Genomic DNA, 15535 nt, shown 5'->3' with positions numbered 1-15535 from the left:
TATGCTTTATATATGAAACTGTTGGAGGTGCTCATTTTGAACAGAGAAACATACAAAACCATGCAAAGCATTGCGAAAGAAAGCTTTGAGGAATGCTATGCGGGTTTAAAAATTGCACTGGCAAATGATCGGCATTTCAAGGCATTTATGGAGCGTCGTTACCGTTTGAAATCGTATGAGGAACAGCATGATTTTTATATGACGGCCAATGAACGAAACTTTCACATGATCGGTTTTTTGGATGCCGTGATTTGGATGGAACATTCTGGCATGATTTTATGGAACCAAACAGTGCCGCCGGAAAAAAATTCTGAGGATGAAGGTGAATGTGAGTCAGAAACCGAGGAAGAACGCGCTTACATAGAATCCTTACAAGAAAAAGCGGTAAAGGAAAGATGCGCAATCGAGAGTTTAGTTGTCAATTTTGAGACTGGCGAGGACTGATTCCTCACACATGAGGAAGTCACTAATAGGAGAAAGAAAAATGCTGGATTATAAAGAATTGTACTTAGACCTGTTCCGTGCAACCGAAAAGGCCATCAATATTTTGGTGGAGGCACAGCAGAAAGCAGAGGAGCAATACTTATCCTCGCCAGAGGCGGCGATGACCGTGCTTTCTGTCACGGATGCTCATGCAGTAAAAAATGCTTTGCACCAAGGATAAGGAGAAAATCGTATGAGCGAAATGAATCCGCCAGTTGCGGGAGGCGTCGCGACTAAAATCGGCAGCTTTGCAGATTTGTTCAACCTGTACCGGGACTTGATAGAGCCTGTCCGGCAGTATGAGGCTACAGCAGCAAGGAAGCAGGTCGCAGAAGATGAACTACATAAGGCACAGCACACTGTTTCCTCGGCTTTCCTTTTGCCGCTTACATCGGCAATTTCTCGGACGCTGCTGTTTGCTGTTCCGTGGGTCATTCTCTTTCTAATTGTCTGCAACGTCAAGCACGATGCAAACGGAGTAAAATGGCTGACGCTTTATGACGCATGGTATGGACATTTGTGGCTGCCCGCCAAAATCAGCGAAATCATTGCGCCGGGCAAAGTTCCCTTGTGGTTTGGAATCCCCATTACGTTTTTGCGCTATCTCATTGTAGAAAATGTATTGGCACCCGTGGTGCTATTTTTCCTGCCGCTCATGATGATGTTAAGCATTGTTACAACCGTTTTTTCCGTCCTCCGCGCCAAAATAGTGATACAGACAAAGCAGCAGGAGGTTGAAACATTGGATGCGGAATTGAGCGTTCGGCTCAACGAACTTTCGGCGCCGATCTCGTTCGTACCGCCAGATTACCGTTTCAGTGAGGCCATAGAGTTCTTCTATCGTAGCTTTGCCAACGGCAAGGCCGCCACTTTACAGGAAGCCATTTTGCAGTATGATGATTTTTCCCATAAGCGCCTTATGGAACAGGGGCAGCAGGACATTTTGAAGGCGCATAATATCATGCTGCGGGAACTTTCCTATCAAACAGCACAGATCAAGAAACTGGAAGGAAAGATCAACACGCTTCATGATAAAGTTGGCTGGCTGTAGGATGCTCTTAACGGCTCTGTATGCTACTTTACAGATGAGGCAAGGAAGTATACTTATATGCTTGAAAAGCAGTGGGAGCGAAAGCTATCTTACGAGGAAGCTATGGACTGTATAGTCCACTTGGCAATTCCCGAACATAACGATTTTAAGGATCGGTTGTGGCTGCAATTGTTTTTTGGTACAATATTTCTATGATGAGAATGGAGGGATAAGGAAAAATGGACGTTACTGAATATTTGATAACAGGCAAAGAAGTTACAGAAACTACTCCGGAAAAGCAGGAGCTTTCCTATGGCATAATCAAAAAATATAATAACGGAACTACGCTCTGGTTTGAACCTATTACCGATGAAAAAGACGGTTTTGTTTTACGCAAATCAGGCAGTACAATACAGTCTGTTTTTAGTGAGAAAAGAGACACCTATATCATGGACAGAAATGACCCCAATGTAATTGCTGTCTACGGCACAGATCAAAAAGCTGGAAGGGAAAATTAACATGCTCAATAATAAAGTCGCCTGGCTATAAGGCTCTTAACGGCTCTGTATGCCACCTTGCAGATGAAGCAGGGAGTAAGCCCTGATTTTACTCCCGTGCGCGTTAACGACGGTTAACGCGTACTGAGCATCATATTACAGCAAAGGCGGCTTCCGCCGATAAGCAGAGCCGCCTTTTTCATATTTGAATTGGCGATATTAAGCAGCGGCGGCCATAGCCGTATATCTGCACCGACTTTTTTTCTGCCGCCAATGCCGGAGGGCGGCAACCATTTGCTTTTAAGTTTCCGACTGAGAGCCAGATACGCCCGATGTAGTTTCCTTAGTGGTATGGTTTTTATAAGTATTCCATGTAGGCTCATATTCAGCGGTTGCCTGATTGCCCCACATATCCCAATTCTCACGATCTCCGCGCGCAAACAGTTCCAAATATGGGCCAGGAGAGCAACTTTCAATAATCGTAATGATTTCATCCGGCTTTCTCGAATGCTCACGTTTTTGGGTGCGAATCAAGTTTACCTGTGAACGAGCCGGAGCCAAAGTTCGATTGTTGCCGCCACGGATGCCGAACAGCAATATTTCAGTGACATTACGAAAATAAAATCCTACGCCTCGTCCGTCCGGCTCTCCGTCTTTACGCACTTTCTCCCAGATAATGTTCCCCTTATATTCAAAGCCCCATGCCTTCATAACTTCCAGTCCATCAGGGAGAAGCGCGTTTGGAACCCAAAGATAAAGATGGCTTTTCTCTGCCGCAATTTTTCCAACGGGCAGAGCCTTAATATCTTCCAAATCCATTGTTGGATAACGATTCAGCTTTTTGTTTTCCGGGGCTACCTTGCCGGTGCGATTTTGAAAGCGCCAAGGGGGATCTGCGTAAACCGTGGCGTATTTTTTTTCCCCGCAAAACTGCAGGAGATTATTCGCTGTTTCCTTTGCTGTGCTCATCTATATATCCTTCCTCCCAATCCGAAATGCACCGTTTCTTCATGCCTACGGCCAAAATCGGACAGCCGCCATTTCGCCTTGAATCCAGACGGTACAGTAGTTTACCAATCCATGTGGTGCTTGCGCCATACTTCCTTAGAATGGGTTTCCATGTACGATCACGCTTATCAAAATCGTAAATAGTTTTGAAAGCGTCGTTCAATTCCTCCGCCCGCGTGATAATAATGCCAGCGCTTACAATATCGCAATCGTAGTAGGTGCGCATCGCTAGCAGATCACGGTCAAAAGTCTGGTCTTTACTGTTCCATTCTAAATCAAAGGCCACTCTGTTTTTTAAAAAGTCGATATTGTGGCCGTCGATATATCCTTCCAACACTTTTTCCTCAAACGGCTCTTTTGAAAAGCGCCCGCGCTGATCGGCCTGCCGAGGAAAAAACTTGATATGCAAATCCCCTGAAATACGAATTTCTCGCCACCCATATGGGTAAAGGACGTCATCAAATTTCTTTGGGATATTCGTCTCATTGCCGCCGGACTCGCGCAGATCGTCCGTTGTAATATCAAGCTTACGCAGGCACTCAACGATCTCTTTCCATTCTTTGGGAAAAGCCTGCGTGATAATCTCCAGCGCATGGTTGTAGTTATAAAATTCAAATCGTTCCAGCAAATCAGCGTCGATGTAATCTCTGATATTCATAAGCCAGCCTCCAAACCGCACCATACTAATAAAATATTATAACATAAGATTCGCCGGGTTTCACGGCATTTTTTCTTTTCTTCGTCTAAAAGATTACAGAGCTTCAAGATAAACTTTGATTTTTCCAATGCTCAATCCGGTACACCGTGAAAACTCGCTCAAAGAAATCACATTTCGCCTGTATTCATCATAAAACTTCCAAAACACTTTAGGAATCTCAAACTCAGTTTTTGTTTTCATAATATACCCTCCACATTTTCTTTTCTTTCAATACTTTTTGTAAAAAAGCATCCGGATAAAAGCGGCGTCCTCACCGTGAGGAAAGTGTTGTATTTTTTTGCCGCGCCGTCGGCAATTTAGGCAGGGGTATTAGGGGGTGCAACCCCAGTTTACGGCGTTGCCGAAAATGACTAACAAGCGCCAAACTGACACAACGGAGTGGGGTCACGTTTGGCTATGCTTGCTAAGAAGCAAAATGCGAGAATTTCCGGCATCAATGTTCTTCCATTTCGCTTCCCACCTCTTAATCTTCTTTTTATTGCTCAGAATGAAGCGGTAAAGGGAAAAATGATGCGCGTTTTGAAGTGATTTGGCAAAAGCGTGTCGACCGTGTCGATGGTTTACAGTACGCCATATCACCGTTGTCAGCGCCAGTGATAAAATGAAGAAAAACGCCGGTCAAAAAATGTAGGTTTGCAGCGGAAAGGGATGCAATATGGTACACTCAAATCTGTCTGTTAAGCAGCAGGCGGAAAGGGTGTCAAAATGGAAGGAGCAAACCGGATGGATATCCGAAGCGACCGGCAAAAAGGACTGAGCTACACAGAGATAGCGCGCAAGTACAACATTGACCCGAGGACGGCGAAGAAATACGCCGAGAGCGAGGCGCGACCGGTATACAGCCTGAGCGCAACGAAGCCGTCGAAGCTGGACCCCTACAAGGAGCAGATAACGGTATGGCTGGAGGAAGCGCCGTACTCAGCGGAGCGGATACTGGAGAAAATTCAGGAGCAGGGCTTCGAGGGTGGGCACAGCATCGTGCGGGAATACGTGCGAAACAAGAAGGAACAGTTGGACGAGAAAGCAACGGTGCGGTTTGAAACGATGCCGGGACTTCAAGGGCAGATGGACTGGGCGTTTTTTGAGGATCACACCGTGCCGGAGGATGGGAAGCTGAAAAAGCTGTACTGTTTTCTGTTCATTTTGGGGTACTCGCGGACACGGTACATAGAGTTTGTGACCAACATGAGTACCAACACTCTGATCCGCTGCCATGCCAACGCGTTCCGGTATTTAGGCGGTTACCCGGAGGAAATTCTGTATGACAACATGAAGCAGGTCGTCATCAAACGGCTGCTGAAGCAGGAAGACAGTACCCTCAACCGGCAGTTTGAGGATTTCGCCGGATTCTATGGGTTCAAGCCATGTGCTGTGCCGGCCATACCGAGGCCAGACAAAGGGTAAAATAGAGCGCACGGTACAGTTCGTACGGGATAATTTCATGATTGGCATCAAGTACTCTTCACTTGACGACCTCAATGGCCAGGCCCTCGCATGGTGTAATAAGGTCAATGGGAAAGTCCACGCCACAACAAATGAAATTCCCTTCGAGAGACTAAAAAAAGAGGGCCTTAACCCTCTTAAACGTGAATATATCATCGACAAAATCAATCTGCGCCGGGTACAAAAAGACTGCCTCATCTCGTACGGCGGTAATCAGTATTCCGTGCCATCGGAATACGCCGGCGAAGATGTGGCAGTCGTAGCATTGGACAACGTGCTTGCTGTCTACTATGAAGGAAAGCAAATTGCCCTGCACCGAATATCCTACCAGAAAAAAAGACATGGTCGTCAATGCCCATCATTATCGCAGGCTGACCGTCAAGCAATCCTTTGATACAGAAAACACCCTGCTGGACGGCGACAGTGTCATCGACCTTCCTATCCAACAACACGATTTGAACCGGTATGACGAGGTGCTGCTATGACGGAACTGACGATGGAACGTCTCAGGGAAAACCTCGAAAGCCTTAAGATGAAAAACACGCTGGAGATATTGGACAATTATCTTGAAAGAGCTGTAAAGGACGAACTTAACGTTGTAGATGTGCTCGACCATATCTTTGCCGAGGAAGCATTGTCAAAACGGCGACGCGCCTATGAAAAGCAGGTGCAAATGTCCGGATTTCCCATCAAAAAAACGTTGGAGGATTTTGATTTCAGTTTCCAGCCCTCCATTGACAAGCGCCAGATTGAAGAACTGGCTACCATGCGTTTCCTTGAAAACGGAGAGAATATCGTCTTCCTCGGCCCGCCCGGTGTGGGCAAGACCCATCTGGCCTCAGCACTGGGGCTGGTTGCCGCCAAGCATCGATTCTCCACCTATTACATCAACTGCCACACCCTAATTGAGCAGCTCAAAAAGGCTCATTTTGAGAATAGACTACCGGACAAGCTCAAAACTCTGGGCAAGTACAAAATGCTCATCATTGACGAAATTGGCTATCTCCCGATGGATATTCAGGGGGCGAATCTGTTTTTCAACTGATTGCGAGACGTTATGAGAGAGTCTCCACGATCTTTACCTCCAATAAGACCTTTTCCCAATGGAATGAGATCTTCGCCGACGTCACTATCGCCTTTGCAATCCTAGACCGTGTTTTGCACCACTGCACCGTTGTCAATATCAAGGGTGAGAGCTATCGCCTTAAAGAGCGAAAGGAGTACATGAAGCAGAAGCAGCACATCGTCAACACCCTTTTCGAGCAGGGCCAAAACTAATTTTTCAACATTTCCTTACCGCTGTTTTCATGCATTTTTTAACTGGCGAAAACCTGCAAATTCAAATCGGCGTTGACACTTTTTCAGGGTAACCGTCAAGACCGCGCGCACCTTGTAAGCATGGTGTCGGGGAAGGTACAATGAACTTCAAAAGGGTTCAAAACATGTAATGGAGTGTTTTGGACCAAATTGGAGTGAATAAAATGGATACGCAAAAAATCGCGAGGGAGTTCCGGCTATCAGAGTGGGGCGAGGCGGTAAAGGAGCGAATAGCTGGCGGGCAGAGCGTGGACGCATTTTGCGAAGAAAAAAACATCAGCAAGGCCACCTATTACTACAGGCAGAAAAAAGTACGGGAAGCTGCCTGCATGGAGCTTATGGAGAAACAAAAGCGCGGAACCGGGCTTGTGCCGGACGGCTGGACGCAGCTTACGGAAGCAAAATCTGTTACTGCCGGCGAAGGCACCCTAGACATTGAAATCGCCGGCTGCCATATCCTTGCAAATGCCCAAACCGACCTGGAATTGCTGGCGAGAGTCTGCCGCATCCTGAGATCGCTGTGATGCAGTTCGGAGAAAAACCTGTGTATCTTTGCTGTGGGTGCACGGATATGAGGAAATCGATCAACGGGCTAATGACGCTTGTGCAGCACAGTTTTTCTCTCGACCCTTTTGTCGACGCGCTGTTCGTGTTCTGCAACCGAAGCCGTGACCGCCTGAAAATACTGGAGTGGGACGGCGATGGCTTTTGGCTGTATTTCAAACGGCTGGAACGCGGACATTTCCGCTGGCCGTCGTCAGACGAGGAAACCACAATGACGCTGAACAGTGAGGAACTGTCTTGTCTGATCGATGGCGCAAGGCTGGAGAAAAGCTTCGCCGCAGCGAAGTTCTTGAACACAATATTTCGTAACACATCGGGATACGAAAATGCCGTTTTTTCTTGATTCTATGCGGTTTTTCCGGTATAATTAGAGAATGGAAAAACAAGAAAAAACAATTGAAATACCGCTTTCTGTTTACGAGAATTTTCTCAAACAGGCGGAGCAGATTGCCGAGCTAAAACAGCAGATTCAGTGGCTGATGGAGCAATTCCGCCTGGCCAAACGTAAGCAATTCGGCGCGTCCAGTGAACAGACGGACAACGAACAATTATGTCTGTTTAACGAAGCAGAGCAAACCGCCGATTTGACCGTGCCAGAGCCGGAAACCACCGAGGTCAAGGCGCATTACCGCAGAAAGACGCGCCTGACCACCGACAAGTTGCCGGAAGATTTACCTGTTGAGACCATTGAACACGAGCTGCCGATCGAGGCGCGTATCTGTCCGGACTGCGGTTGTCCTCTGCACAAAATGGGGGAAGACATCCGTGAGGAACTGAAAATCATCCCGGCAAAAGCCGTGATTGTACGCCATGTACGGCACGTCTATGCCTGCCGCCACTGCGAGGAGTCCTCTGATCGTGTGCCGATTGTCAAGGCGGAGATGCCAAAACCCGTCATCAAGGGAGGGTTCGCATCACCCGAATCCGTCGCCCATATCGCCGTGCAAAAATTTGTGATGGGCAGCCCGCTTTATCGGCAAGAGCAGGAGTGGGCGCAAAGCGGCATTCTGCTCTCACGTCAAACCATGTCCAACTGGCTCATCAGAGCCTGTGAAGATTGGCTGGAGCCAATTTATCAGGAAATGAAGCGACAGCTATGCAATCATCAAGTCCTTCACGCAGACGAAACCACCCTTCAGGTGCTGCATGAGGACGGCAAGCCCGCCCAGAGTAAAAGTTACATGTGGCTTTATCGTACAAGCGGCGAGGCTAAGCGCCAGATTGTGCTGTATGACTACCAGCGGGATCGAAAGCATATCCGTCCGAAAGACTTCTTAGAGGATTTTTCAGGTTTTCTCCATGCAGATGGTTATGACGGATACCACAAGCTGCCTGACCGAATCACCGTGGTGGGCTGTTGGGCGCATCTGCGTCGGAAATTTGACGAAGCGCTGCAAACACTGCCGAAGGATAAACGGAAATCGTCTGACGCCGCAAAGGGGATTGCTTACTGTGACAGGCTGTTTCATTTGGAGAAACAGTTCACTTTGCTGACCCCGGAAGATCGTTTGAAGGAACGCGAACAGCAAAGTAAACCGGTGGTTGAGGCGTTCTACGCCTGGGTCGGATCGCTCCGGGAACTGCCTAAAACCCTGATGGGTAAAGCAATCCATTATGCACAGTCACAGCGCATGTATCTTGTGCGGTATCTGTTGGACGGACGGCTGGAAATCAGTAACAATCGCGCGGAAAACGCCATTCGACCTTTTGTAATGGGACGGAAGAACTGGCTGTTTTCCAACACGCCAAACGGTGCAAAAGCCAGCGCAATCTATTACAGCTTGATCGTCTCTGCCAGGGAGAATGGTCTTGTGCCTTTTGAGTACCTCACAAAGATTTTCACCGAAGCGCCCAATGGCGCGGATGTTGAAAACCTCATGCCTTGGGGGGCGTGCCCGTTGATTTGACGGTTACTTTTCAGGTGTGCGCATCCATTCTGAAAAATATGCAAAAAAACGAAGAAACCCAGTCCGCACAAGGCGAATCGGGTTTCCTGTTTTATCCTTTTTCGTGGATATGATGGAAAGTGTGGTCATAAAAAATATAGATGGTTTGCGAGAGGGCGGAATCCCCCGCAAGGTCGCAAAACATTGTAGGAAAGAAGAACAATAACGAATCGGCATGAGATCCGATAAGATAGAATGGGTCACGCAAAAGGGAAAATGGCTGCGGGTCTCTGATTGAGCGGCGTCGTGAGACATTCGCTTGGGAGGGGGACAGTAAACTATGCCCAAAAATTGTTGAAGTATCTGAAGGGCGCTTTCCAAGATTCCTCCATCGCTGGTTGATTTTTTTAGCTAAAATTTGTAGGCATTTTTGTGCATACTTCTTGACACTGCTGCTTTAAAAAGTTAAATTAATATAGGATTGCATTTTTTGAAATCAATATATGAAACATGACGCGAGGTAAAAAATGGATATAACTATCAGCTCGGCTATTTTGCACGTATTAGATACAAACATTACTATGCCTGTTTTATCGGATAACTGCTTGGCCATTGAGAATTATAATATATGTGATTATCTAAAAAATCACATCCAAAAGTGCATAGACGATGATGCTTCCAAGAAATGCATTTTTAGGGAACATTCACAATTCTTGAAAGTGTTAGACGGTTTGTCAGATCAATTCGTTGCAAAGACCCAGTATATTGCTACGGAGTATTTTAAGATTATGCTCCGTAACCCATTGATACCTCATGCAGATTTAGTTTGTATATTATGGAATGATCAAACAAATGACACATATTTTTCCGTATTGAAAATGAATTATCGTGATGGTTATATACATCATTATCAAAAAGTCAATTCTCAGCAAGCTTTGTCCATAATTCCACAGCAGACCCTTCTACCCAGCCCTGCAAGTAGGATAGAAGAAGCATTTACTGTTAATTGTTCCACGCATGAAATATTGCTATCTGAAAAAAAATATGAAATAGATGGAGTCAAAGATTTTTATTTATCCACATATATACTAGATTGTCAGTCCAATGTATCTGAAAGAGAAAAATTCACTGCACTAAAAAAAGCAGTGATAAAAATCAGTAAAGAAATTCCAAATGATAAGGGCAATATGGAACGTGAAATTACATCAAAAATAAATAAGCAAATTATTAATAATAATGAAGTGGATATAAATGAATTGTGTCAGGAAATATACTATCAATATCCCCAAATAGCGCAGTCGTTAGAAGACACTCTTAAAGATAAAAGCATTAAAAATACAGATACTATAAAAGTATCAAAAGCTACAATTAAACGACTTGAAAAGCAGTCGGTAAAAACTTCCGATGGAATTGAAATCAAAATTCCTGTAGCGTTATATCAAGATGGTGATGCTATAGAGTTTATTAATAATCCTGATGGAACGATATCCCTTCTTGTAAAAAATGTACTGCTATAAAATGAAAACCGCTCGCTATTTTTCTCTTTTTACTACTTTCTTTACGTCGTCGATTACATCTTGCTTCACTTTCTTCTTGGGCTGTCCAGCAGCATTAACAAGCATATGCATTTCCCTGATTGATATTGTAAAATAAAATATCCCAAAAACCATAAATACACACTCTGCTGCCCAAAGAAAGGTCAAAATCCAATTTCCAGAAATATTTACAGCTTTAGAAACGCTATTTGTTGTGTTCCCAGCAGTAACAATTGCAAGAATTACTCCAGTGATTATTGAGATAACTGCACATACAATGCCTGCAAATATGCGATCGTTTCTTCGCCGAATAACAGAGGTTCCCAACAATTTTTGAACAGTGTCATTATCTAATAAACCCAGCAGCAAAGAGTAATTGGTGTATAAAAATCCAGCAAATATAGAATTAATGGTTACCATATTAAAGTGAAATCCGGATTGGTTTGCACAAGAAAGGAAGGGGGGGTTTACCAAATAAAAAAAACAAGTTACGATCATGGAGATAATTACCGGTGGGATTATCAATCGCTTTTTCATTGCCACCCCTCCTTTTCATTTTTATGTATGAATTATTCTGTTGGCGCTCTATCACAAAATGCCAAAATGATATTCTTAAATTCATTATATATATCCATCATATTTCCTCTATAGTCCGCTTGGATTTTTTCTTTTGGATATTCGACTTTCCGGTTGTATTCTTGATGGTATTCTGTTATTTCAATTGGATATTTAAAATATTCTTCGAACAAATCATATCCAACTTGCTTCCCACGATGTTCGGTTTTCCCATGAAGTATGACTTTCGAAAAACTGTCTTTACTTTTCCGGAAGGCATCAATTAAACGCTTTACAAGATCTGGATCTTTAGTCAAATCACTGCGATATTGCGGTTTTACCTCAAATATAACTGATTGTGTGTTTTTGCTTACGGCATCGATTAGTTCAGAATCTGTCATTTTAAGGGCTTGCTCTAATACAGTTGCGTCGGGTGTAGGTATTTCAACACATATTCGATTTAGTATAGACGAATCAGACTCATAGAGTTCTTTAATTAAGTCACTGTTAGGTACTGGATCTGCGTTCAAATAATAATGGTTGTTGTATAGCTGAAACAGTCTATTTAATGAGGTTTCTTTAGGTGCGCCCTTTGAGTTGGCAATGGATAATACCCCATGTTTATATCCCAAAATGCAATAAGTAAACAATTCGATTCCCTTTTTACTGACTTCATCCGCTGCGAGGACGTCATCTATTGCAAGGGTACCATAATCTCTTTTTTGTAATGTATTGTTAGGGCGTTTTTTTGAAAGTCTAGCAAATAAATACTCACTATTATGTTTATTATGTCCATTATTATTGGCTCTATGTCGTCGTGGGACAGAGCAATGGCGCTGTTACGTACATTCGCATTGAAAATTTCATCAAAGAGAGCCTTTAATTGGTCGATAGGATGCTCTACGTTTGGATTGCTTTCAAAAAGGGATACCTTGTAAAAATATACATTTTTTGTTGACATATCATACCCTCCCCCTATATTTACTTTATTATAGAACATTGTACAGAAAATCTCAAGAAATTGCTATATACGACCTGAGCCATACCCGATTTGATGGACGGTCAGGAGTAGTGTAAAATAAAGGCACTACGGAGGGGTGTTCCATCACGGGGAAAAGCAATGGGAGCTGGCACAGCGAAGAGTTAAGGCGAGAGGCTGTCAAGTTGGTATTGAAAAACAAGCAGAGCATTGCGGAGGCATGCCGGAATCTGGGTGTGCTCAGAGGGACCATGGAGCATTGGCTCGCCGCCTAGGCGGGCAGCCACGATGCCGAAAAAGTCCGCCTGCGGCAGCTGGAGGAAGAGAACCGCCAGTTCCGCAAGGGAAAAGCGGATCTGGAGGACACGTTAGAGATCCTAAAAAAAGCGGCGTCCGTCTTCAGTCAAAGCCAGAGAAAAAATATGAAGTAATCCGTGAACGCAGCGGGGAGCATTCTGTGGAGAAGATGCGCAGGTATTGAAAGTCTCCACAAGCGGATATTACCGGTGGTTGGCCTGCCCGGAAAGCGCAACCAAATGGGAAAATCGGAAAATTTATGATGTGCTGAAAGCCAGCTATGAGCGAAACAAGGGCCGCACTGGTTTGCTTCCGTTGCGCGCGTCTCTCTGGTGTGATTTTCCGTTTGGCCATTTTTCATAAACCGCCGTGGTAGTACATCCATTTTACATCACTTTGAGGTTTACACAAAATCCGGGACGGTCTCCCAACCGTTATCTGACTGGAACGCCCTGTTTTCTTTGTTGCACCTCCTCAAAAACTTCTTTACTGATGATCGCCTCGTGGTTACCTTCGATCACATATTTAGAAAATTGCCCCGTGTTTTGCATTTGCTTATGCGTCAGGCAGTTTTCCACAAAAGTTTTCTGCGACAATACGGTCCCAATATATTTTTCATTGGAGAGGATGCGGTCTATTGTTGAGGTGCTCCAAACGATTTTGCCTGTTGCCGTTTTGATACCGTTTGTCTCGAGGTGCGTCTTGATTTTACGGCAGCCATATCCTTTCAAATATAGGTCATAGATTAGCCGGACAACCTCTGCCTCACCCTCCACTACGACCAGCTTCCCATTTGCATCCTTTGTGTAACCGAGAAACTGACTGTAGTTGAGCTTAACATGCCCTTCTTGAAAACTGTGCCGGATACCCCATTTGATGTCCGCGCTTTTTGACTCGCTTTCTCTCTGAGCAACGGCGGCCGCAGCCGTGATGATTTTTTTCATGCGCCAGTCGGATGAGTTCAACCCCTCCAACTCAAAGTGGACAGGGATGCCCCGCTGAAGCAACTCTTCGATTCCCTGCATGAACGGTAGCGTATTTCGACCGAAGCGGCTGACTGATTTCGTAATGATGTAGTCGATTTTGCCCTTGCGGCAATCCATTATCATGCGATTGAACGCTTCTCTGGTATCGAATCGTGTGCCTGAGGTTTGTTCAGCGTAGATACCGGCGAGAGTCCAACCGATATGGCCTGAGATGGTCTCGGCGTAATATTGTACCTGCGTTTCCAGACTGTTCTGCTGTTCTTCGGACGGTGTACTAACCCGGCAATAAGCTGCCACCCTCAAGGGCGCCTTTGCTTTAGCCGGAATTTCAAATACTTCATATCTCATTGTGAACATCCTTTCTGTCATATAAGGTAAGAAACGGCATCTGTATCAGTCTATTTTCATACATAAAAAAGCTACATTCATTGTACAAAAACACAATAAATGTAGCTTTTAACTTGGTGCCGGTGGCCGGACTCGAACCGGCACGCTGTTGCCAGCGGTGGATTTTGAGTCCACTACGTCTACCATTCCATCACACCGGCTCAAATGAGAGATGATATAAGCGCTGTTTTACAAACAGCGCTTTTTTATTATAAAGAACCGATGCAAAAAAAGCAAGTGCTTTTGTGATGTTTCAAGGATTTTATACACAGGCCCACTGTCCGGCTGGTATCGAATCGCAGAGGCCGGGCACATGGATCTATACATACCGCTTTTGAATGCTCATACCGTTCCCAGAAATTTAATGCCGATATTTATCGATTTTATGGAAATCCTTTTGAAAATCTGTGTAATATGTGATAAAATGAAAAATGTAAAAAAACTTACAGTTTGGTTACTTTCCGGTAAGGCGATATGGGAGGCAGGGACACATGCGGTTGAAAAAGCATCGGTGCAGTATCCGTTTGGTTGCCGGCACAGCCTTGCTGTCTATAGGGCTGTTATGGATGCCGTTTCAGGCAACTGCGGCAGACCTGACAAGCTTAAAACAGCAGTACGCTGCGTTACAGCAGCAGCAACAGCAATTGCAGACACAGCTTCAGGATCAGAACAGTCAGGTTCAAACTGAGCAGGCCAGACAGAATGCGATCGGTTCCGAAGTAGCTCTGACCCAGAAACAGCTGGCAGTCCTGCAAAGTCAAGTTGATTCAACCAATACACAGATCAGCAATAAAGAAAAAGAAATTGCCGCAGCGCAGCAGCAGATTGATCAGGATTATACATTATTAAAACAGCGCCTTCGTGCCATGTATGTTTCCGGTGACGATTCGTTTTTGATTGTACTGCTCAATTCAAACGGTGTGAGCGACTTTTTGAACCGGGTAGAGATAGTGAAAGCCGTTTCCGACCACGATAATCGCATCATTGATGAGCTTCGGGCGGAACAGGCTCAACTGGATGCCGACAAGAAAGTGCTCGATCAGGCTCAACAGGAACTGCTGCAGGAGCAGGGGACAATGGCTGCCAAGCAGGACATCCTGAACGCCCAGCTTGCGCAGCAGACGCAAACGGTGGCGCAGGTACAGGCCAATGCCAGCAACACGCAGCAGAGTATCAGTGCCGTAACGCAGCAGGCAGCCAAGACCGACGCACAGATCAATACGGAGATCGCGGCGGAAGCCGCCGCTGCAAAAAAAGCCGCCGCGCAGAAAGCAGCACAACAGACGGCCGCGCAGTCTGCTGCCTCGGTTCCTTCCCACTCGGGCGGGTCTTCCGGTTCCACACAGGCCGGCACGGGGAGCACGTCGTCCGCATCCCAGAGCGGCTCCGGCACGGCGTCTGGCCCCGTTGCAACGGCGCCTCCGGGTGGATTCGGAACGGCTGCCTATGTGATCAACTATGCGGAAACGTTTGTCGGTTACCCCTATGTGTTTGGAACCGCCGGGCCGGATACATTTGACTGCTCCGGTTATGTGCAATGGGTCTTTGCAAAAGCTGCCGGTATCGGTCTGACACATTCGGCTGCGGAGCAGTCCCAGTCTTCTCTGGGCACGTCGGTCAGCAGAAACGACCTGCAGCCGGGCGATCTGGTGTTTTTCAATGTGGATGGCAGCGGCATCGACCATGTAGGCATTTACATCGGCGGCGGCAGGATGGTCAACGCGGAGAATTCCAGCGTGGGCGTGACGTATGATTCGGTCACATCGAGTTACTGGTCGTCCCGCTTTGCCTGTGCGCGGCGGTTTTTAAATTGACTTTGCTTACCCATATCGGATACGGTCTGCAATGGA

The 15535-nt window shown here is 45.8% G+C and carries 20 protein-coding genes, 1 tRNA gene and 2 pseudogenes; 15 read left to right on the top strand and 8 right to left on the bottom strand.

The window, feature by feature from the left end; genetic code table 11:
* Window positions 1-36 precede the first annotated feature (36 nt).
* From ETHHA_RS08475 to ETHHA_RS08460, 4 genes are all read left to right on the top strand, one after another.
* The gene (locus ETHHA_RS08475; RefSeq protein ID WP_013485567.1) at window positions 37-444 is read left to right on the top strand and encodes a hypothetical protein; all 408 of its coding nucleotides are present in this window, start codon (window positions 37-39) and stop codon (window positions 442-444) included.
* A 40-nt stretch (window positions 445-484) separates the two neighbouring features.
* Entirely contained in the window at window positions 485-664 is a 180-nt protein-coding gene (locus tag ETHHA_RS08470; RefSeq protein WP_013485566.1) for a hypothetical protein, read from the top strand.
* Between the two features lie 12 nt (window positions 665-676).
* Window positions 677-1534, top strand: a complete 858-nt coding sequence (locus tag ETHHA_RS08465; protein WP_013485565.1) for a hypothetical protein — start codon at window positions 677-679, stop codon at window positions 1532-1534.
* Between the two features lie 218 nt (window positions 1535-1752).
* Entirely contained in the window at window positions 1753-2031 is a 279-nt protein-coding gene (locus tag ETHHA_RS08460; protein ID WP_013485563.1) for a hypothetical protein, read from the top strand.
* Window positions 2032-2310: 279 nt separating this feature from the next.
* Here the strand turns inward: ETHHA_RS08460 and ETHHA_RS08455 are convergent, their stop codons facing one another.
* From ETHHA_RS08455 to ETHHA_RS15580, 3 genes are all read right to left on the bottom strand, one after another.
* Window positions 2311-2979, bottom strand: coding sequence for an MT-A70 family methyltransferase (locus tag ETHHA_RS08455; protein ID WP_013485562.1), 669 nt, complete (start codon window positions 2977-2979; stop codon window positions 2311-2313).
* Window positions 2951-3676 (bottom strand): BglII/BstYI family type II restriction endonuclease, encoded by a 726-nt coding sequence (locus ETHHA_RS08450; RefSeq protein WP_013485561.1) that lies wholly within the window; start codon window positions 3674-3676, stop codon window positions 2951-2953. Before ETHHA_RS08450 ends, ETHHA_RS08455 begins: the two co-directional genes overlap by 29 nt.
* 93 nt (window positions 3677-3769) lie before the next feature.
* Window positions 3770-3916, bottom strand: coding sequence for a hypothetical protein (locus ETHHA_RS15580; protein WP_013485560.1), 147 nt, complete (start codon window positions 3914-3916; stop codon window positions 3770-3772).
* Window positions 3917-4441: 525 nt separating this feature from the next.
* On the opposite strand from ETHHA_RS15580, the gene istA reads away from it, so the two are divergent.
* The 8 genes and pseudogenes from istA (at window position 4442) to ETHHA_RS08420 (ending at window position 10463) form a co-directional block, all read left to right on the top strand.
* A complete protein-coding gene (istA, locus tag ETHHA_RS16080; protein ID WP_106919181.1) occupies window positions 4442-5140 on the top strand; it encodes an IS21 family transposase in 699 nt (232 codons plus the stop codon).
* Window positions 5088-5459, top strand: a pseudogene (locus ETHHA_RS16345) (Mu transposase domain-containing protein); the annotation flags it as partial. The gene istA and the pseudogene ETHHA_RS16345, both read left to right, overlap by 53 nt.
* A gap of 10 nt (window positions 5460-5469) precedes the next feature.
* Window positions 5470-5664: a hypothetical protein gene (locus ETHHA_RS16075; protein WP_242822060.1), complete on the top strand. Its 195-nt coding sequence runs from the start codon at window positions 5470-5472 to the stop codon at window positions 5662-5664.
* Window positions 5661-6457: pseudogene (istB, locus tag ETHHA_RS08440) on the top strand (IS21-like element helper ATPase IstB). The gene ETHHA_RS16075 and the pseudogene istB overlap by 4 nt, the downstream one beginning before the upstream one ends.
* A 203-nt stretch (window positions 6458-6660) precedes the next feature.
* A complete protein-coding gene (gene tnpA, locus ETHHA_RS08435) occupies window positions 6661-7020 on the top strand; it encodes an IS66 family insertion sequence element accessory protein TnpA (RefSeq protein WP_013484562.1) in 360 nt (119 codons plus the stop codon).
* A complete protein-coding gene (gene tnpB, locus ETHHA_RS08430; RefSeq protein ID WP_013485559.1) occupies window positions 7020-7403 on the top strand; it encodes an IS66 family insertion sequence element accessory protein TnpB in 384 nt (127 codons plus the stop codon). The genes tnpA and tnpB overlap by 1 nt, the downstream gene beginning before the upstream one ends.
* A gap of 31 nt (window positions 7404-7434) precedes the next feature.
* On the top strand, window positions 7435-8967 hold the full coding sequence (tnpC, locus tag ETHHA_RS08425) for an IS66 family transposase (RefSeq protein WP_013484564.1): 1533 nt from the start codon (window positions 7435-7437) through the stop codon (window positions 8965-8967).
* Window positions 8968-9473: 506 nt separating this feature from the next.
* Window positions 9474-10463, top strand: coding sequence for a nucleoid-associated protein (locus ETHHA_RS08420; protein WP_013485558.1), 990 nt, complete (start codon window positions 9474-9476; stop codon window positions 10461-10463).
* Window positions 10464-10478: 15 nt separating this feature from the next.
* Here the strand turns inward: ETHHA_RS08420 and ETHHA_RS08415 are convergent, their stop codons facing one another.
* From ETHHA_RS08415 to ETHHA_RS08405, 3 genes are read right to left on the bottom strand one after another with little or no spacing between them, the layout of a single operon-like run.
* Entirely contained in the window at window positions 10479-11018 is a 540-nt protein-coding gene (locus ETHHA_RS08415) for a hypothetical protein (protein ID WP_013485557.1), read from the bottom strand.
* 32 nt (window positions 11019-11050) lie between these two features.
* Window positions 11051-11686, bottom strand: coding sequence for a hypothetical protein (locus tag ETHHA_RS08410; protein WP_013485556.1), 636 nt, complete (start codon window positions 11684-11686; stop codon window positions 11051-11053).
* 44 nt (window positions 11687-11730) lie between these two features.
* The gene (locus tag ETHHA_RS08405; RefSeq protein ID WP_013485555.1) at window positions 11731-11997 is read right to left on the bottom strand and encodes a hypothetical protein; all 267 of its coding nucleotides are present in this window, start codon (window positions 11995-11997) and stop codon (window positions 11731-11733) included.
* Between the two features lie 143 nt (window positions 11998-12140).
* Here ETHHA_RS08405 and ETHHA_RS16340 point away from each other — a divergent pair, with 143 nt between their 5' ends.
* On the top strand, window positions 12141-12290 hold the full coding sequence (locus ETHHA_RS16340) for a transposase (RefSeq protein ID WP_106919228.1): 150 nt from the start codon (window positions 12141-12143) through the stop codon (window positions 12288-12290).
* A gap of 456 nt (window positions 12291-12746) precedes the next feature.
* Here ETHHA_RS16340 and ETHHA_RS08395 read toward each other — a convergent pair whose 3' ends face one another.
* Window positions 12747-13646, bottom strand: coding sequence for a recombinase family protein (locus ETHHA_RS08395; RefSeq protein ID WP_013485554.1), 900 nt, complete (start codon window positions 13644-13646; stop codon window positions 12747-12749).
* 114 nt (window positions 13647-13760) lie between these two features.
* Window positions 13761-13846: transfer RNA gene (locus ETHHA_RS08390), tRNA-Leu, on the bottom strand.
* A gap of 152 nt (window positions 13847-13998) precedes the next feature.
* On the opposite strand from ETHHA_RS08390, the gene ETHHA_RS16070 reads away from it, so the two are divergent.
* Both ETHHA_RS16070 and ETHHA_RS14605 read left to right on the top strand, forming a co-directional pair.
* Window positions 13999-14373, top strand: coding sequence for a hypothetical protein (locus ETHHA_RS16070; protein WP_242822058.1), 375 nt, complete (start codon window positions 13999-14001; stop codon window positions 14371-14373).
* Entirely contained in the window at window positions 14330-15499 is a 1170-nt protein-coding gene (locus tag ETHHA_RS14605; protein ID WP_242822057.1) for a C40 family peptidase, read from the top strand. Before ETHHA_RS16070 ends, ETHHA_RS14605 begins: the two co-directional genes overlap by 44 nt.
* Window positions 15500-15535: the final 36 nt, after the last annotated feature.

Origin of the sequence: Ethanoligenens harbinense YUAN-3, assembly GCF_000178115.2 — a bacterium.
Taxonomy (GTDB): domain Bacteria; phylum Bacillota; class Clostridia; order Oscillospirales; family Ethanoligenentaceae; genus Ethanoligenens; species Ethanoligenens harbinense.
This window is presented reverse-complemented; position numbering and strand designations above follow the sequence as displayed.